The organism is Enterobacter cloacae complex sp. 382A5, from assembly GCF_050031095.1.
GTDB lineage: Bacteria > Pseudomonadota > Gammaproteobacteria > Enterobacterales > Enterobacteriaceae > Enterobacter > Enterobacter cloacae.
In genome coordinates, this window is sequence record NZ_JBLGVK010000001.1 from 1,645,250 (window position 1) to 1,670,189 (window position 24,940).

At 56.4% G+C, this 24,940-nt stretch carries 26 protein-coding genes and 1 riboswitch; of the genes, 18 read left to right on the top strand and 8 right to left on the bottom strand.

What is annotated here, in order from left to right; genetic code table 11:
* Positions 1 to 9: 9 nt before the first annotated feature.
* From ACQG2G_RS07710 to hpxK, 6 genes are read left to right on the top strand one after another with little or no spacing between them, the layout of a single operon-like run.
* The gene (locus ACQG2G_RS07710) at positions 10 to 792 is read left to right on the top strand and encodes a transporter substrate-binding domain-containing protein (RefSeq protein WP_047351981.1); all 783 of its coding nucleotides are present in this window, start codon (positions 10 to 12) and stop codon (positions 790 to 792) included.
* A gap of 4 nt (positions 793 to 796) precedes the next feature.
* Complete coding sequence (locus tag ACQG2G_RS07715; RefSeq protein WP_040021584.1) at positions 797 to 1,462, top strand: amino acid ABC transporter permease; 666 nt, start codon at positions 797 to 799, stop codon at positions 1,460 to 1,462.
* Complete coding sequence (locus tag ACQG2G_RS07720; RefSeq protein ID WP_047351997.1) at positions 1,462 to 2,118, top strand: amino acid ABC transporter permease; 657 nt, start codon at positions 1,462 to 1,464, stop codon at positions 2,116 to 2,118. The genes ACQG2G_RS07715 and ACQG2G_RS07720 overlap by 1 nt, the downstream gene beginning before the upstream one ends.
* On the top strand, positions 2,099 to 2,836 hold the full coding sequence (locus ACQG2G_RS07725) for an amino acid ABC transporter ATP-binding protein (RefSeq protein ID WP_013097221.1): 738 nt from the start codon (positions 2,099 to 2,101) through the stop codon (positions 2,834 to 2,836). Before ACQG2G_RS07720 ends, ACQG2G_RS07725 begins: the two co-directional genes overlap by 20 nt.
* Before the next feature lie 13 nt (positions 2,837 to 2,849).
* Positions 2,850 to 4,091 carry a pyridoxal-phosphate-dependent aminotransferase family protein gene (locus ACQG2G_RS07730; protein WP_038419062.1) on the top strand — a complete coding sequence of 414 codons (1,242 nt, stop codon included), beginning with the start codon at positions 2,850 to 2,852 and terminating at the stop codon, positions 4,089 to 4,091.
* Positions 4,088 to 5,326 carry an allantoate amidohydrolase gene (gene hpxK, locus ACQG2G_RS07735; protein ID WP_061772791.1) on the top strand — a complete coding sequence of 413 codons (1,239 nt, stop codon included), beginning with the start codon at positions 4,088 to 4,090 and terminating at the stop codon, positions 5,324 to 5,326. Before ACQG2G_RS07730 ends, hpxK begins: the two co-directional genes overlap by 4 nt.
* Here hpxK and ACQG2G_RS07740 read toward each other — a convergent pair.
* Complete coding sequence (locus ACQG2G_RS07740; RefSeq protein WP_040021581.1) at positions 5,323 to 6,438, bottom strand: ABC transporter ATP-binding protein; 1,116 nt, start codon at positions 6,436 to 6,438, stop codon at positions 5,323 to 5,325. The genes hpxK and ACQG2G_RS07740 overlap by 4 nt on opposite strands.
* A gap of 321 nt (positions 6,439 to 6,759) precedes the next feature.
* Between ACQG2G_RS07740 and ACQG2G_RS07745 the strand changes: the two genes are divergently transcribed.
* From ACQG2G_RS07745 to ACQG2G_RS07770, 6 genes are all read left to right on the top strand, one after another.
* On the top strand, positions 6,760 to 7,974 hold the full coding sequence (locus ACQG2G_RS07745) for an extracellular solute-binding protein (protein WP_013097217.1): 1,215 nt from the start codon (positions 6,760 to 6,762) through the stop codon (positions 7,972 to 7,974).
* Positions 7,975 to 8,031: 57 nt separating this feature from the next.
* Positions 8,032 to 9,336, top strand: a complete 1,305-nt coding sequence (locus tag ACQG2G_RS07750) for a carbohydrate ABC transporter permease (protein WP_161657684.1) — start codon at positions 8,032 to 8,034, stop codon at positions 9,334 to 9,336.
* An 11-nt stretch (positions 9,337 to 9,347) separates the two neighbouring features.
* On the top strand, positions 9,348 to 10,199 hold the full coding sequence (locus ACQG2G_RS07755; protein ID WP_013097215.1) for a sugar ABC transporter permease: 852 nt from the start codon (positions 9,348 to 9,350) through the stop codon (positions 10,197 to 10,199).
* Positions 10,200 to 10,201: 2 nt separating this feature from the next.
* Positions 10,202 to 11,404 (top strand): glycoside hydrolase family 53 protein, encoded by a 1,203-nt coding sequence (locus ACQG2G_RS07760; RefSeq protein WP_061771975.1) that lies wholly within the window; start codon positions 10,202 to 10,204, stop codon positions 11,402 to 11,404.
* A gap of 29 nt (positions 11,405 to 11,433) precedes the next feature.
* On the top strand, positions 11,434 to 13,491 hold the full coding sequence (locus ACQG2G_RS07765; RefSeq protein WP_061771976.1) for a beta-galactosidase: 2,058 nt from the start codon (positions 11,434 to 11,436) through the stop codon (positions 13,489 to 13,491).
* Between the two features lie 130 nt (positions 13,492 to 13,621).
* On the top strand, positions 13,622 to 13,864 hold the full coding sequence (locus tag ACQG2G_RS07770) for a PTS transporter subunit EIIB (protein WP_013097212.1): 243 nt from the start codon (positions 13,622 to 13,624) through the stop codon (positions 13,862 to 13,864).
* Positions 13,865 to 13,966: 102 nt separating this feature from the next.
* Here ACQG2G_RS07770 and ACQG2G_RS07775 read toward each other — a convergent pair whose 3' ends face one another.
* Positions 13,967 to 15,232: a maltoporin gene (locus ACQG2G_RS07775; protein ID WP_013097211.1), complete on the bottom strand. Its 1,266-nt coding sequence runs from the start codon at positions 15,230 to 15,232 to the stop codon at positions 13,967 to 13,969.
* Between the two features lie 269 nt (positions 15,233 to 15,501).
* Between ACQG2G_RS07775 and ACQG2G_RS07780 the strand changes: the two genes are divergently transcribed.
* Positions 15,502 to 16,578, top strand: a complete 1,077-nt coding sequence (locus ACQG2G_RS07780; RefSeq protein WP_038419069.1) for a LacI family DNA-binding transcriptional regulator — start codon at positions 15,502 to 15,504, stop codon at positions 16,576 to 16,578.
* 42 nt (positions 16,579 to 16,620) lie between these two features.
* Here the strand turns inward: ACQG2G_RS07780 and ACQG2G_RS07785 are convergent, their stop codons facing one another.
* Positions 16,621 to 17,622, bottom strand: a complete 1,002-nt coding sequence (locus ACQG2G_RS07785; RefSeq protein WP_040021574.1) for a magnesium transporter — start codon at positions 17,620 to 17,622, stop codon at positions 16,621 to 16,623.
* Positions 17,623 to 17,681: 59 nt separating this feature from the next.
* Positions 17,682 to 17,851: riboswitch (M-box (ykoK) riboswitch) on the bottom strand.
* Between the two features lie 156 nt (positions 17,852 to 18,007).
* Here ACQG2G_RS07785 and ACQG2G_RS07790 point away from each other — a divergent pair.
* Entirely contained in the window at positions 18,008 to 18,511 is a 504-nt protein-coding gene (locus ACQG2G_RS07790) for a DedA family protein (protein ID WP_023620983.1), read from the top strand.
* Position 18,512: 1 nt separating this feature from the next.
* On the opposite strand, the gene ACQG2G_RS07795 is transcribed toward ACQG2G_RS07790, so the two are convergent.
* The gene (locus ACQG2G_RS07795) at positions 18,513 to 19,262 is read right to left on the bottom strand and encodes an SDR family oxidoreductase (RefSeq protein WP_013097207.1); all 750 of its coding nucleotides are present in this window, start codon (positions 19,260 to 19,262) and stop codon (positions 18,513 to 18,515) included.
* 100 nt (positions 19,263 to 19,362) lie between these two features.
* On the opposite strand from ACQG2G_RS07795, the gene ACQG2G_RS07800 reads away from it, so the two are divergent.
* Positions 19,363 to 19,722: a winged helix-turn-helix transcriptional regulator gene (locus ACQG2G_RS07800; protein WP_013097206.1), complete on the top strand. Its 360-nt coding sequence runs from the start codon at positions 19,363 to 19,365 to the stop codon at positions 19,720 to 19,722.
* 1 nt (position 19,723) lies between these two features.
* Here ACQG2G_RS07800 and ACQG2G_RS07805 read toward each other — a convergent pair whose 3' ends face one another.
* Both ACQG2G_RS07805 and ACQG2G_RS07810 read right to left on the bottom strand, forming a co-directional pair.
* Positions 19,724 to 20,518 (bottom strand): SDR family NAD(P)-dependent oxidoreductase, encoded by a 795-nt coding sequence (locus ACQG2G_RS07805; RefSeq protein ID WP_248766839.1) that lies wholly within the window; start codon positions 20,516 to 20,518, stop codon positions 19,724 to 19,726.
* Between the two features lie 125 nt (positions 20,519 to 20,643).
* A complete protein-coding gene (locus ACQG2G_RS07810; protein WP_020689657.1) occupies positions 20,644 to 21,087 on the bottom strand; it encodes a winged helix-turn-helix transcriptional regulator in 444 nt (147 codons plus the stop codon).
* 152 nt (positions 21,088 to 21,239) lie between these two features.
* Between ACQG2G_RS07810 and agp the strand changes: the two genes are divergently transcribed.
* Positions 21,240 to 22,481: a bifunctional glucose-1-phosphatase/inositol phosphatase gene (gene agp / locus ACQG2G_RS07815; RefSeq protein ID WP_058680355.1), complete on the top strand. Its 1,242-nt coding sequence runs from the start codon at positions 21,240 to 21,242 to the stop codon at positions 22,479 to 22,481.
* Positions 22,482 to 22,513: 32 nt separating this feature from the next.
* Here agp and ACQG2G_RS07820 read toward each other — a convergent pair whose 3' ends face one another.
* Positions 22,514 to 22,741 (bottom strand): YccJ family protein, encoded by a 228-nt coding sequence (locus ACQG2G_RS07820; RefSeq protein WP_008499832.1) that lies wholly within the window; start codon positions 22,739 to 22,741, stop codon positions 22,514 to 22,516.
* A gap of 18 nt (positions 22,742 to 22,759) precedes the next feature.
* Positions 22,760 to 23,356, bottom strand: a complete 597-nt coding sequence (gene wrbA, locus ACQG2G_RS07825) for an NAD(P)H:quinone oxidoreductase (protein WP_013097202.1) — start codon at positions 23,354 to 23,356, stop codon at positions 22,760 to 22,762.
* Between the two features lie 391 nt (positions 23,357 to 23,747).
* Here wrbA and ACQG2G_RS07830 point away from each other — a divergent pair, with 391 nt between their 5' ends.
* Together ACQG2G_RS07830 and ACQG2G_RS07835 are read left to right on the top strand one after the other, a co-directional pair.
* Positions 23,748 to 23,918 carry a general stress protein gene (locus tag ACQG2G_RS07830; protein WP_013097201.1) on the top strand — a complete coding sequence of 57 codons (171 nt, stop codon included), beginning with the start codon at positions 23,748 to 23,750 and terminating at the stop codon, positions 23,916 to 23,918.
* 120 nt (positions 23,919 to 24,038) lie between these two features.
* Positions 24,039 to 24,932, top strand: a complete 894-nt coding sequence (locus ACQG2G_RS07835) for a DMT family transporter (RefSeq protein WP_029882766.1) — start codon at positions 24,039 to 24,041, stop codon at positions 24,930 to 24,932.
* Positions 24,933 to 24,940 lie beyond the last annotated feature (8 nt).

Below are 24,940 nucleotides of genomic sequence, written 5' to 3' on the forward strand. Positions count from 1 at the left end.
GGAAGCACCATGAAAAAATTGTTGATTGCACTGGCCGGGGCCGTCTGTCTGCTCACTAACCTGTCGGCAAAGGCGGACCAGCTTCAAAATATTGAAAAACGCGGCACCATTCGCATTGCCGTGCCGCAGGATTTCCCGCCGTTTGGCTCGGTCGGAACCGATCTGCAGCCGCAGGGCTATGACATCGATATGGCGCGTTATCTGGCCAAACAGATGAAGGTCAAGCTGCAACTGGTCCCGGTGACCAGCGCCAACCGCGTGCCGTATCTGCAAACCGACAAAGTTGACCTTGTCATTTCAAGCCTCGGTAAGAATGCGGAACGTGAAAAGGTGATCGATTTCAGCCGCGCCTATGCGCCGTTCTTCCTCGGGGTGTTTGGCCCGAAAGGCGCAGAGCTGAAAGATGCCGCCGCCCTGAGCGGTAAAACCATCGGCGTGACGCGTGGCGCGGTCGAGGACATGGTGCTGACCAGCCTGGCGCCGAAAGACGCAGACGTAAAACGCTATGAGGACAACAACACCACGCTGTCGGCGTATCTGTCCGGACAGGTACAGTATGTGGCCACCGGCAACCTCGTGGTGGCGGCCATCTCGCGCCAGAATGCGGAGAAAGCTCCGGTGCCGAGCTTTATGCTGAAAGATTCACCGTGCTTTATCGGGCTGAAGAAAAATGAACCAGCGCTGAAGGCGAAAGTGGATGCGCTGATTGAACAGGGTATTAAAGACGGTACCCTTAACGGCTTCTCTGAGCAGTGGCTCAAGGCGCCGCTGCCGGCAAGCCTTGGCGTGTAAGGCAATGACAGAGCAACTCCATTTCTCTGAGCTCTGGCCGCACTGGCCGGCGCTGCTGGCCGGGCTGTGGGTCACCATCCAGTTGACGGTGATGGCGACCCTGGGCGGTCTGACGATTGGTATTTTCGGGGCGGCTATTCGCAGCGGGCGGGCGACGTGGTTTAGCCGGATCTGGGGCGGTTACGTGGAGATTATCCGTAACACGCCGTTTGTAGTGCAGCTGTTTTTTATCGTCTTTGGCCTGCCCAATATGGGGCTGAAGATGACGGCGGGTGAGGCGGCACTGCTGGCGATGGTGATCAATCTGGGCGCGTACAGCACGGAGATTGTCCGGGCGGGCATTCAGGTGACACCCAAAGGGCAGTGGGAGGCCGGACGCGTGCTGGGGCTGACCCGCACCCAGACCTTCATTCGCGTGGTGTTACCGCCTGCGCTACAGCGTATTTATCCGGCGCTGGTGAGCCAGTGCATTATCGTGATGCTCGGCTCGTCGGTGGTGTCGCAGGTCTCGTATGAAGAGCTGACCTTTGCCGCCAACCTGATCCAGTCCAGAACGTTTCTGAGCTTTGAGGTTTATCTGGTGACAACCGGGATTTACTTAGCGCTGTCGATTACCCTGCGTCAGCTGATGATGGCGGCAGGACGCAAATGGCTGGGGGTACAGGCATGATGACCACCTTTACCGACTGGGACATTATTCGCAACCTGCTGCTGGCCGGGCGCTGGACGATACTGCTGTCGCTGGTGGCGTTTGTTGGCGGCGCGGTGGTGACCCTGCCGCTGCTGCTGCTGCGTCTCACTGGCGGGCGAATGATCATGCGCCTGATCCGCGGCTATATCGAACTGTTTCAGGGTACACCGCTGCTGATGCAGCTATTTCTGGCGTTCTTCGGCGTGGCGCTGTTCGGCCTCGATGTCTCGCCATGGACCGCCGCATCGCTGGCCCTCACGTTCTACACCAGCGCGTTTTTGCTTGATATCTGGTTTGGCAGCATTCGCGCGCTGCCCAAAGGGCAGTGGGAAGCGTCGCGCTGTCTGGGGCTGACCTTTGGCCAGACGCTTTATCGGGTGGTCGCGCCGCAGGCGTTGCGGATTGCGATTGCGCCGACGGTCGGTTTTGCCGTCCAGGTGATTAAGGGCACGGCGCTGGCGTCAATCATCGGCTTTATCGAGCTGACCAAAGCCGGGACGATGCTCACCAATGTCACTTATCAACCGTTTAAGGTCTTTGCGCTGGTGGCGCTGGGCTACTTCATTCTGTGTTATCCGCTGTCGCGTTACAGCCGTTATCTGGAGACTAAATTCAATGCCTCTCATCACCATTAATCAGGTGCAGAAGTACTACGGCGATAACCATGTCCTGAAGGGGGTCGATCTCGATATCGACATGGGCCAGGTGATTTCGATTATCGGGCGCAGCGGATCCGGCAAAAGCACCCTGCTGCGCTGCATCAACGGTCTGGAAGGGTATCAGGACGGCAGCATCAAGCTTGGCGGCATGACCATTACCGACCGGGATTCCCAGGCGCGTGAAATCAGCCGCTCGGTCGGGATGGTGTTCCAGAACTTTAACCTGTTCCCGCACATGACGGCGCTGGAAAACGTGATGCTCGCCCCGCGTCGGGTGCTGAAGAAAAGCGCCGCCGAATGCCGGGCGCTGGCGCAGCAGATGCTGGAGAAAGTGGGCCTCGGCGATCGTCTGGATTACTACCCGTCGAGTCTCTCCGGCGGCCAGCAGCAGCGCGTGGCGATTGCCCGTGCGCTGGCGATGTCGCCAAAAGTCTTACTTTGTGACGAGATCACCTCCGCGCTCGACCCGGAACTGGTGGGCGAAGTGCTTAAGGTGCTGGAGCAGCTGGCAGCAGAAGGGATGACCCTGATTCTCGTGACCCATGAAATGAATTTTGCCCGCGAAGTGGGCGACCGCGTGGTGTTTATGCACCAGGGGAAAGTCTGGGAGCAGGGCGACAGCAAAACGCTTTTCGCTAACCCGCAGACCACCGAACTGAAGCAGTTCATCTCCTCCGTGCGCGGCCTCAACTGATAAGGACTTAACAATGGATATCGCTCAATTTCCGCAACTTAATCCGCCGCAGCGTCTGCTGATGGGGCCGGGGCCGATCAACGCCGATCCGCGCGTGCTGCGCGCCATGTCGAGCCAGCTGATTGGTCAGTACGACCCGGCGATGACCCACTACATGAACGAAGTAATGGCGCTCTATCGCGGGGTGTTCCGCACCGAAAACCGCTGGACGATGCTGGTGGACGGCACCTCCCGCGCGGGCATTGAGGCGATTCTGGTGTCGGCCATTCGCCCGGGCGATAAAGTGCTGGTGCCGGTGTTTGGCCGCTTCGGCCATCTGCTGTGCGAAATCGCCCGCCGCTGCCGGGCGGAAGTGCATACCATCGAGGTGCCGTGGGGCGAGGTGTTTACCCCGGATCAGGTGGAGGATGCCATCAAACGTATTCGTCCCCGTCTGCTGCTGACCGTGCAGGGGGATACCTCCACCACCATGCTGCAGCCGCTGGCCGAGCTCGGCGCGATTTGCCGCCGTTATGACGTGCTGTTTTACACCGACGCCACCGCGTCGCTGGGGGGGAACGCGCTGGAAACCGATGCCTGGGGGCTGGATGCCGTCTCCGCTGGCATGCAGAAATGCCTTGGCGGTCCGTCCGGCACGTCACCGATCACCCTGAGCCCACGCATGGAAGAGGCGATCCGCCGCCGCAAATGCGTCGAGGAGGGGATCCGCACCGACGCCCATCGCGACGGCGACGAGGAGATGATCTACTCCAACTATTTCGATCTCGGCATGGTGATGGATTACTGGGGGCCGGAGCGGCTGAACCATCACACTGAAGCCACCACCGCGCTGTTTGGCGCCCGCGAATGCGCGCGGCTGATCCTGCAGGAGGGGCTGGACAACGGCATCGCCCGGCACAAGCTGCACGGCGATGCGCTGCTGAAAGGCATTCAGGCGATGGGGCTGGAGACCTTTGGCGATCTGAAGCACAAGATGAACAACGTGCTGGGCGTGGTGATCCCGCAGGGCGTTAACGGCGATCAGGTGCGTAAGCTGATGCTGGAAGATTTCGGTATCGAAATTGGCACCTCGTTTGGCCCGCTGCACGGCAAGGTATGGCGCATTGGCACCATGGGTTATAACGCCCGTAAAGACTGCGTAATGACCACCCTGAGCGCGCTGGAGTCGGTGCTGAACTACCTGAAATTTACCACCCCCCAGGGGGCGGCGATGCAGGCCGCGTGGGATCATTATCGCCGCGAGACGTCACAATGAGCCCGGCGGCAGAGCGGGTAATGGCCCGTGCCGATGCGCTGGCCGCCATCAGCGAAACCCCGGACGGCCTGACGCGGGTTTATCTTTCCACGCAGCATCTGCAGGCCAACCAGCTGGTCGGGCAGTGGATGAGCCAGGCGGGCATGACCGTCTGGCAGGACAGCGTCGGGAATATTTGCGGGCGCTATGAGGCGCAGCTGGAGGGCGCACCGGCGATACTGCTTGGCTCGCATCTGGATACCGTGCGCAATGCCGGGCGCTACGACGGCATGCTCGGCGTGCTCACCGCCATTGAGGTGGTGGACAGCCTGCATCAGCAGGGCGTGCGCCTGGCGCAGGCCATCGAGATTGTTGGCTTCTGCGACGAAGAGGGGACCCGCTTCGGCATCACGCTGTTAGGCAGTCGCGGTCTGACGGGCACCTGGCCGGAGAATTGGCTTGATACCTGTGATGCCAGTGGCATAAGCGTGGCGCAGGCGATGGTGCAGGCGGGGCTGGATCCCGCACGGGTAGCGCTTGCCGCGCGGCATCAGAACGATTTCAGCGCCTGTCTGGAGCTGCATATTGAACAGGGGCCGTGCCTGGAGCAGGAGGGGCTGGCACTGGGGGTGGTAGAAGCCATTAACGGCGCGCGGCGTCTGAACTGTCTCTTTACCGGCGAAGCCGGGCATGCCGGTACCGTGCCGATGGCTCACCGTAAAGATGCCCTGGCCGCAGCTGCCGAATGGATGGTGCAGGTTGAAAACACCACCCGACAGCGCGGCGGCAATCTGGTTGCCACGGTGGGGGCGTTACGCTGCCTGCCCGGCGCGGTCAATGTGATTCCCGGCGAGGTGGCGCTATCGCTGGATATTCGCGGCCCGCAGGATGCCCCGCTGGACGCACTGCTCACTGAACTGCTCATTCAGGCGGAAGAGATCGCAGCCCGACGTGGGCTCAGTTTCAGCGCCGAGGAGTTTTACCGGATCGCCGCCACGCCCTGCGATGCCAGACTGCAATCGCTGTTAGGGGAGGCTGTGACATCGGTTCAGGGCCGCACGCTATCGCTGCCGAGCGGTGCCGGGCACGACACCATTGCGCTGGCAGAACGCTGGCCGGTGGGGATGTTATTTGTGCGCTGCAAGGGGGGCATCAGCCACCATCCGGCGGAGTCGGTGATGGCTGAGGATGTCGCGCTGGCGATTGAGGCGTTTTGCCGGGCGGTGAGGACGCTGGCTGACGGTGGCGCGCGTTAAGCCACCGAACGCACCGCATCTTCGATATCAGCGCTCACCCGTACATCCTGGTCATCAAAAACCATGCAGTGATGGTCGTCAAACGCCACGTCTATCTTCTGCCAGGGCGCGAACTTCACGTCGCCCGGCAGCAAGATCTTCACGTTGTCATGGCCATAGCATTGCCCAAACAGGTAAGTATTGTTTCCCAGTCGCTCCACCACTTCACAGTTAAATTCCAGCCGCGTGCCGCGGTGAAGGTCGGTGGTTAAATGTTCCGGGCGGATGCCCAGCGTGACCTGACTTCCCGGCTGCAGCGGTGTGGTGGTTATCGCGAGCGTGAGCGACTTTTGTTGCGATATCCTGACGGTAAGCTTACCTGGCTGCCAGGCTTCAACGGTCGCCGGCAGAAAGTTCATCTTCGGAGAACCGATAAACCCGGCGACAAACTTATTTGCCGGTTTGTAATAGAGATCCATCGGGGCGCCCATCTGCTCAACCTTGCCATAGTTCATGACCACGATCTTGTCGGCCAGGGTCATCGCTTCGATCTGGTCGTGCGTGACATACACCATGGTGGTTTTCAGCTCCTGATGCAGGCGGGCAAGGTGCAGACGCATCTCGACACGCAGTTCGGCGTCCAGGTTAGAGAGCGGTTCATCAAACATAAAGACGCGCGGGTTACGCACGATGGCGCGGCCTATTGCCACGCGCTGGCGCTGCCCGCCAGAAAGCTGTTTAGGTTTGCGGTCCAGCAGATGGGAGAGCTGCAGCGTTTTTGCCACCATCTCCACCTGGTGACGGATCTGTTCTTTTGGGACCTTATTCACTTTCAGCCCGTAGCCCATGTTTTCGGCGACCGTCATGTGCGGATAGAGCGCGTAGGACTGAAACACCATGGCCACGCCGCGGTGGGAAGGCGCGACGTCATTCATGACCTCATTACCGATTAAGACTTCACCTTCGCTAATCTCCTCCAGACCGGCAATCATGCGCAGCATGGTCGATTTACCGCAGCCGGAAGGGCCAACAAAGACGGCGAATTCCCCGTCTTCAATTTCAAGATTCACGTTGTGCAAGGTGACGGTGTCGCCAAAGCGCTTGGTGACATTCCTTAACTGTATGTTTGACATCAGTGTTCCCCGAGTAAACCGCTGCCTATGTTTTACGTATAACAATCAGGTTCAACATAGCTGGACGGTGCAATTTGTCTGTATTGACTATAACTTCCAGTATTCATGCGCCCTATACAGATTTTCCATTAATGTTATGACGATCACACAACTTACAGTTTTTTGTAGAGTTATCATGATGTGAAGGGTAGCGTATACCAAACCAAAGATATTTGATGTCATACGTGCAGCATCTGATTTTGCTGAATTTTAGATGAGGCAGATAAGGCGTTAAATGTCATAACAACCATAAAATTGTTATACCTTCACATGAGGTTTGTAATGAAAAAGAACCTACTTGCCGCTCTGATCCTCTCTACGCTCTCGGTGCAGGTACATGCCACCACGCAGCTTAACGTCTGGGAAGACATCAAGAAGTCATCCGGTATAAAAGAGGCGGTGGCTGACTTTGAAAAACAGTACGACGTTAAGGTCAACGTCCAGGAAACCCCTTACGCCCAGCAGCTGGAAAAACTGCGTCTGGATGGCCCGGCGGGCATTGGCCCGGACGTGCTGGTGATCCCTAACGATCAGCTGGGCGGCGCCGTAGTGCAAGGGTTGCTGACCCCCCTGAATCTGGAGGCTAAGCAGACCGAACAGTACACCCCGGCCTCAATCAATGCCTTCAAAATGGATAATGCCCTCTACGGCGTACCGAAAGCGGTCGAGACGCTGGTGCTGATTTACAACAAAGACCTCATCGACAAGCCCCTCAATTCGCTGCAGGACTGGTATGACTTTTCGAAACAGCAGCGCGCGAAAAACCAGTACGGCCTGCTCGCCAAGTTCGACCAGATTTACTACAGCTGGGGGGCAATTTCCCCGATGGGCGGCTACATCTTCGGTCATAACGACAAGGGCGGCTATAACGCCAGCGACGTTGGCCTGAACAAGCCGGGCGCGGTAGAGGCCGTGACGTACCTTAAAAAATTCTACGCCGACGGGATCTTCCCGGCCGGGATAGTCGGTGACAACGGTCTGAACGCCATTGACTCCCTGTTCACCGAGAAGAAAGCGGCAGCCGTGATCAATGGGCCGTGGGCATTCCAGCCGTATGAAGCAGCAGGGATCAACTACGGCGTTGCGCCGCTGCCAACGCTGCCCGACGGCAAGCCTATGAGTTCTTTCCTTGGCGTGAAAGGCTACGTTGTCTCCACATGGAGCAAAGACAAAGCCCTGGCGCAGAAATTTATCGAATTCATCAACCAGCCGCAGTATGTGAAAACGCGCTACATCGCCACGCGTGAAATCCCGCCGCTTACCGCGATGATCGACGATCCGATTATCAAAAACGACGAAAAAGCGAGTGCCGTCGCGGTACAGTCGGCGCGCGCAACTGCCATGCCGGGCATCCCTGAAATGGGTGAAGTCTGGGGGCCAGCCAACGCCGCGCTGGAGTTGAGCCTGACCGGCAAACAGGATCCTAAAGCCGCGCTGGATAGCGCAGAAAAACAGGTCCAGATGCAAATCGAAGCCATGCAGGCCAGCAACCAGTAATTTTCTGCCGTCGCAAAACGGGAGGACTCTCTCCCGTTTTTTTGAAAGGAGTTGTCTGTGAGTATCATCCCGGAAAATTTTGCCAGACCGCACGGGGCCGGGCGCCATGCCTGGACCGGCCTGCTGCTGGCGTTCATCCCCGGCTTCGGCCAGTTCTACCATCGTCAGTGGCTGAAAGGGATCATCTTCCTGGTACTGCTGGTGAGTTTTATCGGCGTATTTGCCGATTTTCTGCGCGAAGGGCTGTGGGGGCTGGTGACGCTGGGCGAGGAGGTGCCGCGGGACAACTCCATCTTCCTGCTGGCTGAGGGGATCATCAGCGTGCTGATCGCCGCGTTTGGCGTGATGGTCTGGTACCTGTCGATGCGTGATGCGTGGGTGAATGGCAGAAAACGCGATGCGGGACTTGCGCTTAACAGCGTGCGCAAGCAGTACCAGATGTTGCTGAGCGACGGCTTCCCGTATCTTATGATCACGCCCGGCTTTATCCTGCTGGTGTTTGTAGTGGTTTTCCCGATCCTGTTCGGCTTTGCCATTGCCTTTACCAACTACAACCTCTATCACACGCCGCCGGCTAAGCTGGTGGACTGGGTTGGGTTTAAGAACTTCATCAATATCTTCACGCTCTCCATCTGGCGTTCGACCTTCTTCGACGTGCTGCAGTGGACGGTGGTCTGGACCCTGCTCGCTACCACGCTGCAATGTTCAGTAGGCGTGCTGCTGGCCATTCTGGTGAACCAGAAAGATCTGCGCTTTAAACCGCTGATCCGCACCATCTTCATTCTGCCCTGGGCGGTGCCGGGCTTTGTCACCATCCTGGTGTTTGCCGGAATGTTTAACGACTCCTTTGGGGTGATCAACAACGCCATTCTGGCCTTCTTCGGCATCGCGCCAAAAGCCTGGATGACCGATCCGTTCTGGACCAAAACGGCGCTGATTATGATGCAGACCTGGCTCGGCTTCCCGTTTGTTTTCGCTATGACCACCGGCGTGCTGCAGGCCATTCCGGACGATCTGTACGAAGCGGCGACCATGGACGGCGCCAGCAGCGCGACTAAGTTGCGTACCATCACGCTGCCGCTGGTGCTTTACTCGATTGCGCCGATTCTGATCACGCAATACACCTTCAACTTCAATAATTTCAACATCATCTACCTGTTTAATAACGGCGGACCGGCGGTGGTAGGGTCGAATGCGGGTGGGACGGATATCCTGGTGTCGTGGATCTACAAACTGACGATGTCCTCTTCGCAATATGCGATTGCGGCGACCATCACTATCCTGCTGTCGATCTTTGTCGTCGGGCTGGCGCTGTGGCAGTTCCGCGCCACGAAATCGTTTAAAAATGACGACATGGCGTAAGGAACGGAACAATGGCTCAATCACAAAGTATTAAACGTGAGAAGTGGGTTCGCCTCTCGCTCTCCTGGCTGGTTATCGTGCTGGTCTCGATAATCATCATTTACCCGCTGGTGTGGACGGTCGGTGCGTCGTTTAACGCGGGTAATAGCCTGCTGAGCTCGTCGATTATTCCAGAGAACTTCTCGGTGCAGCACTATGCCGACCTGTTCAACGGCCAGGTGAACTACATGACCTGGTACTGGAACTCAATGAAAATCAGCTTCCTGACCATGGTACTGACCTTAATCAGCGTCAGCTTTACCGCCTACGCGTTTTCGCGCTTTCGCTTTAAGGGGCGTCAGAACGGTCTGATGCTGTTCCTGCTGCTGCAGATGATCCCCCAGTTCTCGGCGCTGATTGCCATCTTCGTGCTGTCGCAGTTGCTGGGCCTTATCAATAGCCATCTGGCGCTGGTGCTGATCTACGTGGGCGGCATGATCCCGATGAACACTTACCTGATGAAAGGCTACCTCGATGCCATCCCGAAAGATCTGGATGAATCCGCGCGCATGGACGGGGCCAGTAATTTCCGGATTTTCATCGAAATTATCATGCCGCTTTCGAAGCCGATTGTGGCGGTGGTGGCGCTGTTCTCCTTCACCGGGCCGCTGGGGGATTTCATCCTCTCCAGCACCATTTTGCGCACCCCGGACAAATACACCTTACCCATCGGGCTTTATAACCTGGTGGCGCAAAAAATGGGGGCCAGCTACACCACCTACGCGGCAGGCGCGGTCCTGATTGCGGTGCCGGTGGCGATCCTCTACCTGGCGTTACAAAAATACTTCGTCTCCGGCCTGACCTCCGGGAGTACCAAAGGATAACCATGAAAAGACTCAAACCCGCTTTGCTCGCCGTTTGCCTCTCATGTGGCCTTGCCGCGAGTGCTTTTGCTGCCGACGCGGTGAAAACGCGTCCGTTTAACGCCATGCCTGCAGATTTTATTAAGGGGGCGGATATTTCGACCCTACTGGAAGCCGAACAACACGGCGCGAAATTCTATAACCAGAACGGCCAGCAGCAGGATGCGATTGCGATCCTGAAGGCCAACGGCGTGAACACCGTACGCCTGCGCCTGTGGGTTGATCCACAGGATGCGAGCGGCAAGACCTATGGCGGTGGCAGTAACAACCTGGAAAACACGATTGCGCTGGCGAAGCGCGTGAAGGCGCAGGGCCTGAAGCTGCTGCTCGATTTCCACTACAGCGATTTCTGGACCGATCCGGGCAAACAGTTCAAGCCGAAAGCCTGGGAGAAAATGGACTACCCGCAGCTTAAAACGGCGATCCATGACTACACCCGCGACACCATCGCCCGCTTTAAGCAAGAGGGCGTACTGCCGGACATGGTGCAGATCGGTAACGAAATCAACGGCGGCATGCTGTGGCCGGAAGGCAAAAGCTGGGGGCAGGGCGGCGGCGAGTTTGACCGTCTGGCCGGACTGCTCAACGCCGCCATTAGCGGGCTAAAAGAGAATCTGACCGGCGGCGAGCAGGTGAAAATCATGCTGCACCTGGCCGAAGGCACTAAAAATGACACCTTCCGCTGGTGGTTTGACGAAATCGCGAAGCGCGACGTGCCATTCGATATCATCGGCCTGTCAATGTACACCTACTGGAACGGCCCGATTAGCGCGCTGAAGGCCAATATGGATGACATCAGCAAGCGCTATAACAAAGACGTGATTGTGGTGGAAGCGGCATACGGCTATACGCTGGACAACTGCGATAACGCTGAGAACAGCTTCCAGGCGAAAGAAGAAAAAGACGGCGGCTATCCGGGTACCGTTCAGGGCCAGTACGATTATATTCACGATTTAATGCAGTCCGTTATTGATGTTCCGGACCACCGTGGCAAAGGCATCTTTTATTGGGAGCCGACCTGGATTGCCGTACCGGGCACCACGTGGGCGACCAAAGCCGGCATGAAATATATCCATGACGAATGGAAAGAGGGGAATGCCCGCGAGAATCAGGCGTTATTTGATTGCCAGGGAAAAGTGCTGCCATCAATAACGGTATTTAAATAATTTTTATCTTCATTCAGGACGTTTTTAATATGAATAAATTTGCGCCTTTAAGCCCAAAGGTCGCGGCGTTATTGCATGGCGCCGACTATAACCCGGAGCAATGGGAGAATTATCCCGGTATTATTGAAAAAGATATTGCCATGATGCAGCAGGCAAAATGTAATGTGATGTCGGTGGGCATATTTAGCTGGGCAAAGCTGGAGCCGCGTGAAGGGGAATATGATTTCGCGTGGCTGGATAATATTATTGAAAAACTGTATGCGGCAGGTATTCATATTTTCCTTGCTACGCCAAGCGGCGCGCGTCCGGCGTGGATGTCGCAAAAATACCCTGAGGTGCTGCGCGTCGGGCGCAACCGGGTGCCCGCGCTGCACGGAGGCCGACATAACCACTGCATGTCATCGCCAGTGTACCGTGAGAAGACATTCACCATTAACCGCCTGCTGGCGGAGCGTTATTCACACCATCCGGCGGTGCTGGGCTGGCATATCTCTAATGAATACGGCGGCGAATGTCACTGTCACCTGTGTCAGGCACGTTTTCGCGACTGGCTGAAGGCGCGCTATAAAACCCTGGACGCGCTGAACCACGCGTGGTGGAGCACCTTCTGGAGCCACACCTACACCGACTGGTCGCAGATAGAGTCCCCTGCGCCGCAGGGAGAAGTATCGATTCACGGCCTCAACCTCGACTGGCGTCGCTTCAATACCGCACAGGTGACCGATTTCTGCCGCCATGAAGTGGCCCCGCTAAAAGTAGCGAATGCGGAACTGCCGGTAACCACCAATTTTATGGAGTATTTCTACGACTACGACTACTGGCAGCTTGCGAAGGCGATCGACTTTATCTCCTGGGACAGCTATCCGATGTGGCACAAGGAGAAAGACGAAACGGCGCTCGCCTGCTACACCGCCATGTATCACGACATGATGCGTAGCCTGAAGGGCGGTAAGCCCTTCGTGCTGATGGAGTCGACGCCGAGCACCACCAACTGGCAGCCAACCAGCAAGCTGAAAAAGCCGGGGATGCATATTCTCTCGTCAATGCAGGCGGTGGCGCACGGAGCGGATTCGGTGCAGTACTTCCAGTGGCGTAAAAGCCGCGGGTCGGTGGAGAAATTCCACGGCGCGGTTATCGACCACGTGGGTCATCTGGATACCCGCGTCGGGCGTGAAGTGACGCGCCTGGGCGAGATGCTGGCACGCCTGCCGGAGGTCGCAGGTTGCCGTACCGAGGCCCGGGTGGCGATTGTCTTCGACCAGCAAAACCGCTGGGCGCTGGATGATGCCGAAGGTCCGCGCAATATGGGAATGGAGTACGAAAAAACCGTCAACGAGCACTATCGTCCGTTCTGGGAAAAAGGCATTGCGGTGGATGTCATTGACGCTGACGGCGATCTGAGCGACTACGCGCTGGTGGTGGCCCCCATGCTTTATATGGTACGCGAAGGGTTTGCCGAGCGGGCAGAAGCCTTTGTGGCTAATGGCGGGCATCTGGTGACGACCTACTGGACCGGCGTGGTGGATGAGACCGATCTCTGTCATCTGGGCGGTTTCCCTGGCCCGCTGCGCAAGCTTCTGGGCATCTGGGCGGAAGAGATCGAGTGCCTGGGCGAGGGGGAACGCAACCTGATTCAGGGGCTGGCAGGCAACGCGGCAGGTTTGCAGGGGCCGTATCAGGTGCGACATTTATGCGAGCTGATCCACGCTGAGTCCGCACAGGTGCTGGCGACCTACCGCGATGATTTCTACGCAGGTCGCCCTGCGGTAACGGTCAACCGCGTCGGTAAAGGCAAGGCGTGGCATGTCGCTTCACGTAACGATCTGCCGTTCCAGCGCGATTTCTTCGCCGGGATTATCAACGAGCTGGCACTACCGCGCGCCATCGAGTGTGAGCTCCCGCCGGGCGTGGTTGCCACGGCACGCACGGATGGCGAAACCACCTGGGTGTTTGTGCAGAACTACACGGCACAGCAGCAGTACATCACGCTGCCACAGGGGTATACCGACTGCATGACAGACGCCGCTGCTGCGGGCGATACCGCTCTGCTGCCCTGGGACTGTCGTGTGCTCAGGCGTAAAGCGTAATTGATTTTCTCCCTCTCCCTGTGGGAGAGGGCTGGGGTGAGGGCATCAGACCGCACCGTCCGGGCAAAAAGGCACAGAACGCCTGCTCCACGAGCAGGCATTTTTTTATCTGCATATAATGAGGCGTATTATGGACAGTCAAATTACCCAGCGTTTAATTCCCGCGTTTGGCGGCGACGATAATATCGAACACGTCGAAGCCTGTATTACCCGCCTGCGCGTGACGGTAAAAGATTTAAATAAAGTTGACTCTGAGGCGTTACAGAATGAAGGGGCGCTGGGGGTAATTATTATTGGCCAGCAGGTGCATGCCATATTTGGCAGGCAGTCTGATGCCTTACGTCAGTTATTAGATGAACATTTTAATCAATAAATAAAAAAAGGGATAGCCAAAATAATGGCTATCCCGAAACAGGCGAATAAACTGCCAGTTGTTGGAGATACAATAACGATTAACGCATTTTAGAAATAAATATTACCACCAGGCTTCAACCTGCACGCCGAAGTTCCAGGTATTACTGGCGGTGCCGTCTTCGAAGGATTTCCCATGTTCGGAATCATTCAGGTAGGAGGCAAACACCCGTAGCTCGGGACGTGACATAAAATCAGGTCCGTCCGCCAGACCTAAGGCGATCGTGTACTTCTCACCGCTCTGCTTGTAGTTTGAACCGTCGGTATAGGTATCTTTCTGGTAGAACCCGCCCACTTCACCAATCAGACGCACATATTCGGTGAACTGATACTGCGCGCGGCCCACCAGCGAAATCAGGCGCGATTTATCGGTATACTGCGTGGTGTCATCCGCCGAGCCCCAGGTCAGGACGTGGTTAAAGGAGAGCTTATCGGTAATGGGAATTAAGCCGGTATTAATCACGCGGTAGCCGCTGGCATCGTTCACATAGTTCCACATGTCGTACCAGCCGCCCCCCTGGGAAACCATGTTCTGCGCCAGACCTTTGTTGGCATACTGCAGCACCAGCTTGTTATAGCCGCCCAGCATGTCCTGGCTGATCTCTCCGGTTACCATCACGCCGTTGTCGGCCTCGTACAGCCCGCCATACTCTTTCTGTTTGTTGGTCGGGTTTGGCATGGCATAGTCAATACCCACTTCCGTCCACGCGCCTGCCCACGGTTTCCAGCCCGCATAGCGGAGATCGATATAATTAATGTTCACGTCGTTATCACCGTCAACGCGGTAGTCCACGTCGTTGGCATCGCCGCGGATCCAGGCCACGGAGACCGCGCCAGGGCCGAGCGTATAGTTTTCAATACCTGCACCGGATCCCGAGATGTTCCAGTATTTGGTGTCAATGATGTGCAGATCATGACGCTGGTAATAGCGCTTCCCACCCCAGATAACCGCATTCGGATCGCCCGGGATCAACCCCTTGATCTGCAGGTTAAGCTGACGCAGGCCAAACTGAGCGTCGTCGCCAAAGGTGGTTTCGTTATCGTTAGAGCCGTCAGACACCATGCTCACCATGCTGTCGAGATAAAAGCTCACGTCGTTCTTTTTGTAGACCTCAGAGCCCAGTTCCAGCTCGCCGTAGGTATCGGCTTCGTTACCCAGACGGCCTATTTTATTCTTCTGCCACTCCTCCATCCCACCATCCCGTGAGACGCCCACGCCGGAGCGAAGATAGCCATGAAAATCAATCGGTACTGAAGACGCAGCAAACAGCGATGGAGACGCTAACGCGGCAGCCAGCGCAACGGATACAGAGCGGATCGTCGTGTTCATTGTTACCCTCTTATTGTTTTGTAATACGTTCACAAATCCGCTGTCATAAAATGCCTAAACCTTCTGGCTGGCAATTGAACGATCCTAAATGTGTGATTAACTGCAAATAAAATAGACAATTTTGTTACGAGTGATGAGCTGTGCCACAAATTATGGCATTGTGAACGTAATACTTTTTGATGGTGTTATGTCTGCGAAGTGAGGGCGGTGAGCGTTTTTTTACAGCGCCCCTGTTACAATCATCGCATAACAACATAAGGAACCGGACCATGAAGTCGAAAAGCGCAACGTTAGAGGACGTCGCACGCCATGCAGGCGTCTCCTATCAGACCGTGTCCAGGGTACTGAATAAATCTGCCAATGTATCCGAGGCCACGCGCCACAAGGTTGAGAAATCCATAGAGTTATTGCGGTATGTGCCGAATCGCCTGGCCCAGCAACTGGTAGGCAAGCAGAGCCAGACCGTCGGGCTGGTGACCATTTCGCTGGCTCTGCACGCGCCTTCTCAGGTGGCGGCAGCTGTAAAACGCTATGCGAACGTGGAGGGATACCAGGTACTGATCTCAATGATAGATGAGAACGTCAACCAAAGTATTCAGGACTCTATCAACGAACTGAAGTCCCAGCTGGTGAGCAAGGTGATCATTAACGTGCCTCTGGAGGCCGAAGAGGCGCAGAAAATCGCCACCGACAACGACGATATCGTCTGTCTTTTCCTGGATGTCGACCCGTACAGTTCTGTGTTTAACGTTTCGTTTAACCCGGCGGATGGGACCCGCGCCAGCGTTAAATACCTTTACGAGCTGGGCCATCGCGACATCGCCCTGCTGGCGGGGCCGGAGTCCTCTGTGTCGGCACAGTTGAGGCTAAAAAGCTGGATCGAAACCCTGAAGGGTTACGGGCTGGAGCCCGCTTCGGTGATCCGCGGCAACTGGGATGCGCAGAGCGGGTATGCCGGTGCGCTGCAGATGTTGCGCGAAACGCCGCAGTTTTCCGCCGTACTGGTGGCCAACGACCAGATGGCGCTGGGCGTACTGAGCGCCTTCCACCAGCAGCAGATTTCCATTCCGGGCGAGAAGTCGGTGATTGGCTACGATGATACCTACGAAAGCTCGTTCTTCTACCCGGCGCTGACGACGGTCTCACTGGATTTAGATCTGCAGGGCAAAGAGGCGGTGCGCCGCATTCTGGACAGCGGCGAAGAGAGTGCCCTGCGCATGTCTTCGATTTTACCTGCCCGTCTGGTGGTGCGACAGTCCACCGGGCCGAAAGGGGAGAAGGGAAAAAACCTCCAGGCGCTGGCCCAGCAGCTGCGCGAGATTGCGCATCAACTGGGTGATGTGTAGCGGAGTGAGCACCTCAATCACAGGAAAGAGGTGCTCGTAAGATTACTCCAGCCCCAGCGTATACTGGGCGATTTTGAAGTAGATAATCAGCCCGGTACCGTCGATAAGCGTCGCGATAAACGGCGCGGAGACGACGGCCGGGTCAATGCCGCAGCGCTTGAGTACCATGGGAATAACGGACGAGACTATGGCACTCCACAGCGTAATGCACACCAGCGTCAGGCTGACGATAAGGGTAATTTCCAGCCCAATCCCCATCATCCATGCGCGGATGCACCCGGCAATACCGAGCGTGACGGCAATCATCAGTGAGGTGGTCATCTCTTTGCAAAGTACGCGACCAACATCGCGCAGATGCACTTCACCCAGCGCCATGGCGCGCACCAGCGTGGAGGTGATCTGCGTTCCGCTGTTCCCGCCGGTGCCAATCAGCAGCGGGATAAAAAATGCCAGCGCAATGGCGGACTCCAGCGCCTCTTCAAAGTGCTGGATCACCGAGCTGGTGTAGGCTTCCGCGACAAACAGCAGCAGCAGCCAGACAGAGCGTTTTTTCCACAGGCTGAAGGCGCTGGTCTCCAGATAGGGCTTTTCCAGCGGCAGCGTGGCCCCCTGGCGCTGGGCATCTTCGGTGACATCGTCTTCCAGCAGGTGAGCCATTTCGCGCTCGGTGAGGCAGCCAACCAGCTTGCCGTGGGTGACCACGGGCACCACATCCGCACCGCTGTGGGCCAGCAGTCCGGCGACATCGGCCCGCTCATCTTCCGGTTTGACCTGCAGAAATTGCGACAGCATCAGCGATTTTACCGGCTGTACGGTATCGGTGGTTTGCAGTAATTTGCGTACCGCAATCATGCCTGCCAGGCGACCCTGATCTTCAATGAAAATATGCGACGGAATATCATCGTCTTTTAATTTTTCGAAAAACTGCTCGCGCGCCAGCGCCACGCATAACGAAATATCGAGGACAATAAAATCGGTATTCATATATTGCGCGATAGCGCTGTCATTGAATACCGGGTTCTGGTTGTGAATAGCGTAAGACATAGTGAATTCCCTTTGAATAAAAAATCTCTCAGGGGCGAGCAAGACAGGGCATGTCGAAGAGGAGATCCCCACGTCCTGGGTTCAGCACTGTACACCGTATCCCGTAAGGGAAGTTATACTGACAAAGCCTTGATTCGACAGTGCCTGTTTTACCCTGTGCGGGTTCTCTCGAACCTGCCAGAGCGATAACGTGTATTTGTACAGGAGCCTCGCCATAACGAGATCGTTGTAAACCAGCGGGATAATACGCTTATTTTATTTTCCCGCTCTGGAATTTAAAAAATGTTTAGGGAATGTTTATGTATTCATTATTCATGACGCGTTGAGTCTTTATTTAAACTTGCTCGACTTTAATAAGAAGGTAAATATTCACGAGGAGAACAAGGTGGCGTGGTTTGACAATCTGCTCAATCATTTTGCGCATTATCCGACGCATCTCTTTGCGCTACTCTTCGTGCTGGCTTTGAGTAAATCCACGGTGCTGATCTCCTCCGTGCTGCCGCCCGCCTCGGTGATGTTGCTGACCGGGATCACCGTCAGCCAGGCGAGCCTGCATCCGGCGTTGACGTGGCTGGCGGTGGTAATGGGGGCCACGCTCGGTTCGCTGCTGAACTATCATATCGGTCAGTTGATGGGGCATACGCGGCTGGTGACGCGCATTACCTCAAAACATGCCGATACATTTTTGCGGGTGCAGCATCAGCTACAGAAAAACGGCGTGCTGGTGCTCTTCACCGCCCGTTTTCTGGCGGTACTGCGCTATATCGTGCCGCTGGCGGCGGGCATGCTCAGGCTCAACCGGGTGAAGGTTTACGCGGTCAGCCTGTTTTCTGCCGCCGTCTGGGCGGCGCTGTATGTCGGCATTGTCACCGGCATCAGCGCCTTTTAAGTTACAAACTTCCCATTCCGCCGTCCACCAGCAGTTCCGTTCCTACCGTGTAACTGGATTCGTCGGAGGCCAGATAGAGCGCGGCTTTTGCCAGCTCCGTCGTCGAGCCCATTCTGCCCAGCGGCACAAGCTTGATGATCTCCGCCATCATCGCGTTAAGCGTTTCTTCGCTTAAGCCCGTTTTCGTAAAGGCCGGGGTTTCTACCGGGCCGGGGCTCAGACCGTTAACGCGAATGCCGCGCGGTAACAGCTCTGCTGACAGTGTGCGTGCCAGCGACAGCAGGGCGGCCTTGCTCGCGGCATACACGCTGCTGGTGGGCAGGCCGATGCGCGCGCTTACGGAGCCGCACAGGATCACCGAGGACGGATTATTCAGCAGCGGCAGCAGCGCCTGAATTAAAAAGAACGGTCCCTTCAGGTTGATGCCCATCAGACGATCCCAGGCCTCTTCCTGCCACGCTTCCAGCGGCGCGTGCGTCACGTCGCCGGCATTGAGAAACACCGCGTCAAGGCGTGGCCAGCGGGCGGCAAGCGTCTCCGCCAGCGCTTTTTGCGAAGCAATATCTCCCGCATCGGTCGGGATCACCCAGGCCTTATCGCCCAGAATGCGCTCTGCTTCGGCGAGCGTTTCCGGGTTACGACCGGTGACGGCGACATGCGCCCCTTCGGCGAGAAACACCTGCGCAGTGGCAAGGCCAATGCCGCTGGTTCCGCCGGTAATCAGCGTATATTTACCTGCTAAACGACCCATGTTCTTCTCCTGAAATGTCTCTGGAGAAAGCACTATAGAAACGTTAGTATCGAAAGGAAACCAGGTACCAATTGGATACTAATGCGGCAAGAGGTGTGCTATGGCGGAATTGCTCGATATACGTTGTGAAAAAAATTCTGAGGTTTATGTCTGCCCGATGACGCAGTTTGTGAACCTGATTTCCGGGAAGTGGGCGATCCCTGTTCTTTATCGCCTGATTATCCTCAATGCGCCGGTACGCTTTGGCGATCTGCTGCGCGCTACCGCCCCCATCACGCAAAAAGAACTCACGAAGCAGCTCAGGCTGTTCGAACAGCGCGGGCTGGTGTCGCGCACGGTTTACCCGGAGATCCCACCGCGCGTGGAGTATCAGATAACGGGGCTGGGGTTGACCCTGCAAGGGGCGCTCTCGCCGCTGGCCGCCTGGATGAGTGAGTACGGCGACCAGCTTGAGCGTTAGCCTACTGTTTTACATAGCGCGGCGCCGGGATGCCGGTGCGGGCGCTGTTAAACAGTTCCAGACGTGCCGTTTCGTAGCGATCCCACAGGCTGGCATCATGCATTGGCGGAATGGTAATCAGCTCGCCCTGATCCAGACCCGCCAGCGAAGCATCCACCATATCGTCAGTGGTCATCACCGAGCCTTCCGGCAGATCGTTCACCGTCACGCCGGAATGCTGCCAGATTTCTGTTGCCGTCGCGGCGGGTAACACGGCCTGAATACGCAGATTGCTGTCGGCAAACTCCTCCTGTAACCCACGGGTAAAGCTGAGCACCCAGGCTTTGGTGGCGCTGTACAGCGCGCTGCCTGCACGCACGTGCAGGGACAACACCGAGGCGATATTGATAAGCGTACCGTGGTTATTCTGCGCCAGGCGCGGCAGGATCGCATAGGTCAGGCGCATCAGCGCCGTGGTGTTGAGGGTGTTAATGGCCTGATGCTGGGCCACATCGCCCGCAAGGAACGGCGCCATCTGCGCGGTGCCGGCGTTGTTAACCAGCGCATCAATGGCGGTATTGCTACGTAGTTCGTCTTCTACCGCGCGGATCCCGGTTTCATCGGTGAGATCGGCCACCAGAATATCGACGCTCACGCCATAGCGCGCGCGCAGGTCGGCGGCGAGGGTTTGCAGCCGATCCTCGCGGCGGGCGACCAGGACCAGGTTAGCGCCGCGCGCGGCAAGGCGATCGGCATAGACGGCACCAATCCCGGAAGAGGCACCCGTAATCAGGGCGGTAGTGATTTGTGTAGTCATCGTGTGTTACCTCAAAGCAAAGTGGATTATTTGGTTTCAATATGAAACTTAATTCACTGTCTGCTATTTGGTTTTATAATGCAACTATATTGATGGTCATTTTGTGCTTTTGCCGTCGGGAACGATCAGGAGGGGAGTTTAGCCACGATCTCTTCAGGCTTAAGTTCGCGGCCATCATCGGCGATAAGCAGCAGTTTACGCAGCGGTTTGCGCTGTTCGCTATCAACGAGAACGGTGCCGCATTCGTTTTCCGCGAACAAAAATTCATTGCCCCACTGGGACAGGGCCACCAGCACCGTCTGGAGTGCGCGTCCCTTGTCGGTCAGAACGTATTCCTGCCAGGCGCTGCCGTCGGAGGCGGGCTGGAGCCGGAGGATGCCTTCATCGACCAGCAGTTTTAGCCGCGCGGTCAGCATGTTTTTCGCGATACCGAGGCTTTTCTGGAACTCGCCGAAGCGTTTAATCCCACGCAATGCGTCGCGAACAATCAGCAGCGACCACCAGTCGCCGATGATATCCAGCGAACGGGCGACAGGGCAGGTACTCTCTTCAAGACGGGTGCGTTTCACAGGCAAATCTCCGGGCGTATGTAGTTTTATTATAAAACTAATCTGCTCACCGGGTAAGCGTGTTATTCATCAGTTTGAGAAATGCTTCCCGGAAAATTGTCACGGATCTGTCACACTGAACGCGACATTTTAAAACGAGTGAGGAATTAGGGATGAGAAAAGCACTACTCGCGGTGGCCGTAGCCGGTCTCTTTTCTGTAGCCTCCGGGGTGCAGGCGCAAGAGACGCCGGAAGGGTATCAGCTGGAGCAAGTTTTAATTATGAGCCGTCACAACCTGCGCGCACCGCTCGCCAATAACGGCAGCGTGCTGGAGCAGTCCACGCCAAAGCAATGGCCTGAATGGGAAGTGCCGGGCGGTCAGCTCACCACCAAAGGTGGCGTGCTGGAGGTTTACATGGGGCACTACATGCGCGAGTGGCTGGCCCAGCAGGGGATGGTGAAGACGGGAGAATGTCCACCGGCGGAGAGCGTTTATGCTTACGCCAACAGCCTGCAGCGCACCGTCGCCACCGCGCAGTTCTTCATTACCGGCGCGTTCCCGGGGTGCGATGTTCCTGTGCATCATCAGGACAAAATGGGCACCATGGACCCAACCTTTAATCCGGTAATTACCGATAACTCGCCGGAATTCCGCGAAAAAGCGCTTAAGGCGATGGAGTCCGAGCGCCAGAAAATGCAGCTTGCTGAAAGCTACCGGCTGCTGGAGCAGATGACGAACTACGCCGATTCGCCGTCGTGCAAAGAGAAAAAAGTCTGTTCACTGGCAGACGCGAAAGATACCTTCAGCGCCGACTACGAAAAAGAACCGGGCGTATCCGGGCCGCTGAAAGTGGGCAACTCGCTGGTGGATGCGTTCACGCTGCAGTATTACGAAGGCTTCCCGGCCGACCAGGTGGCCTGGGGAGAGATCAAAACCGACCAGCAGTGGCGCGTATTGTCGAAGCTGAAAAACGGATATCAGGACTCGCTGTTTACCTCAACCGAGGTGGCGCAAAACGTCGCCAAACCGCTGGTGAAGTATATCGATAACGCCCTGGTGACCGATCAGGCAAAAGCGCCGAAAATCACCCTGCTGGTGGGGCATGACTCCAACATTGCCTCTCTTCTGACGGCGCTGGACTTCAAGCCGTACCAGTTGCATGACCAGCAGGAGCGCACCCCAATCGGCGGCAAAATTGTCTTCCAGCGCTGGCACGACAAAAACGCCAACCGCGAGCTGATGAAAATTGAGTATGTGTATCAGAGCTCAGAGCAGCTGCGTAACGCCAGCGTGCTGTCGCTGCAGTCTCCGGCGCAGCGCGTGACGCTGGAACTGAAGGGGTGTCCGGTGGATGCGAACGGTTTTTGCCCGATCGATAAATTTAATACGGTGATGAACGACGCGGCGAAATAAGATAATCCCCCCGCGCAGGCGGGGGGAAACGCTCAGACGTTTTTACGTTCGATGGTTTGCTCACCCCAGAAGAGCGAGTCTTTGTCCGTTTTTTCGAAGGCGCGTACCAGCACTTCATCATTGCCTTCTTCCCAAATCTGCTCTGCCAGTTTTTCATCGTATTTCGCGACTTCAAAAATGGCTTCGGCGATCTCCGGAGAGGTATTGCGTAAACTTGCCCATTCGCCCACGTGGTGAGCTTTGGATTCTTGAGTTGGCATGCTTGTCCTCCTGTTGAGTTAGCCGTTCAGTTTTTTGGCCAGACCCGCGACGTATTCACCCTGATAGCGGGCGATAGCGAGCTCTTCATTGCTCGGCTGTCGGGATCCATCGCCACCGGCAATGGTGGTTGCACCGTAAGGTGTGCCGCCACGTACCTGAGAGACATCAAACAGTTCCTGCGCGCCATAGCCAATCGGTACAATCACCATCCCATGATGAGCAAGGGTAGTCCAGGTTGAGGTAATCGTCTGTTCCTGGCCTCCGCCGGTCCCGGTGGAGCTGAACACGCTGGCGAGTTTGCCGTACAGCGCGCCAGAGGCCCACAGCCCGCCCGTCTGATCGAGGAAGGTGCGCATCTGGCCTGACATATTGCCAAAACGGGTGGGGGTGCCGAAGATAATGGCGTCGTAATCCGCCAGCTCCTGAGGCGTGGCGACCGGCGCATTCTGGGTTTTTCCTCCGGCTTTGGCGAACGCTTCTGCCTGCATGGTTTCCGGTACGCGTTTTACCACAACCTCCACGCCGTCCACTTTGTTTGCACCTTCTGCTACCGCGTGAGCCATGGTTTCAATGTGTCCATACATGGAATAATAGAGCACCAAAACTTTAGCCATTTTGCATCACTCCTCGTTTGTTTTTTCTGACAGCGAATCGCTGCGTTCATTTAAAGATATGACATCACAGCCAGACTGCAAAAATGAACGGCATTTCTTTGATTTATAACAATATGCTGACCATCGCGGCTTGTAGCAAAATGAAACATTTTTACCGCCGACGATTTTTGAAATGATAAGAAAGGCTTATGAATGACCGCCGCGTTTTCTCACCCAAAAGACTGAGATCTTGTTGCAGAATATTAGCTACAGCTTGCCGGATACCCTCAGTCCACTAAGCTTAGTTTCACGCGGCACAGATAAAGGCGCTGTCCTTTAGCCGCGAGGTGAAAGAATCCTCTTTTACTGAATGCAATATGATGTCTAATGTTTCACATACTGGAGGTTAGAGATGGCAAACCATCGTGGTGGTTCAGGTAATTTCGCCGAAGATCGTGAAAGAGCATCAGAAGCAGGCCGTAAAGGTGGCCAGCATAGCGGGGGTAATTTTAAAAATGACCCTCAGCGCGCATCTGAGGCTGGCAAAAAAGGGGGTAAAAACAGCCATGGCGGCAATAAGTAAGTCGCCGGGTTGAAAGACCTCTGCCGCCGGGTTCTCCCGGCGGTTTTTTTATTTCTGTAACATTGAACTGCAATCAAAGGCATCGCACACTAGTCCCTTCATTCTACGTTCTGGTGCCTCATGTCTGTTTCTCGTTTTACCTTCTCCGTCAAACCTCAGGAAGCGATCCTCATTCTGATCACCATGTTCTGGGGCGGAACCTTTCTCGCCGTCCAGTATGCGGTCACCCTGAGCGATCCGTTCTTCTTTGTCGGCCTGCGCTTTGCGACGGCAGCGATTGCCGTGGGGTTGATCTCGTTGAAAACCCTGCGCGGGCTGACCCTGCAGGAGCTCAAGGCCGGGGTGGCGATTGGCGTGGCGATTGCCATGGGGTATAGCCTGCAGACGTGGGGGTTACAGTCAATTTCCAGCAGTAAATCGGCCTTTATCACCGCCATGTATGTGCCGCTGGTGCCGTTACTGCAATGGCTGTGTCTGGGACGCCTGCCGGGTGTGATGTCCTGCATCGGCATTGTCCTGGCGTTCATCGGCCTGATTTTGCTGGCCGGGCCGGAAAATAACCTGCTGGCACTGGGGCCGGGCGAGATCATTACCCTGGTGGGAGCCATTGCGATTGCCGCGGAAATTATCCTCATTAGTGCCTGGGCCGGGAAGGTCGATGTAAAGCGCGTCACGGTGGTACAGCTTGCCACAGCGTCGCTGGTGGCGTTCGCGACGATGGTTCCGGCAGGGGAGTCGGTTCCGCCGATGTCTGCCGGGCTGGTGGTGGTGGCACTGGGACTGGGTATTTTCAGCGCCATTATTCAGGTGACCATGAACTGGGCACAGCGCAGCGTGTCGCCGACGCGGGCGACGGTGATCTACACCGGGGAGCCGGTCTGGGCGGGGATTTTTGGACGCATTGCCGGAGAACGCTTACCGCTGCTGGCGCTGGTCGGCGCGGCGTTTATCGTTGTTGGGGTGCTGGTGAGTGAGCTAAAGCTCAAAAAAAGACGTAAGGCGATTGCCGGGTAAGCGCTGCG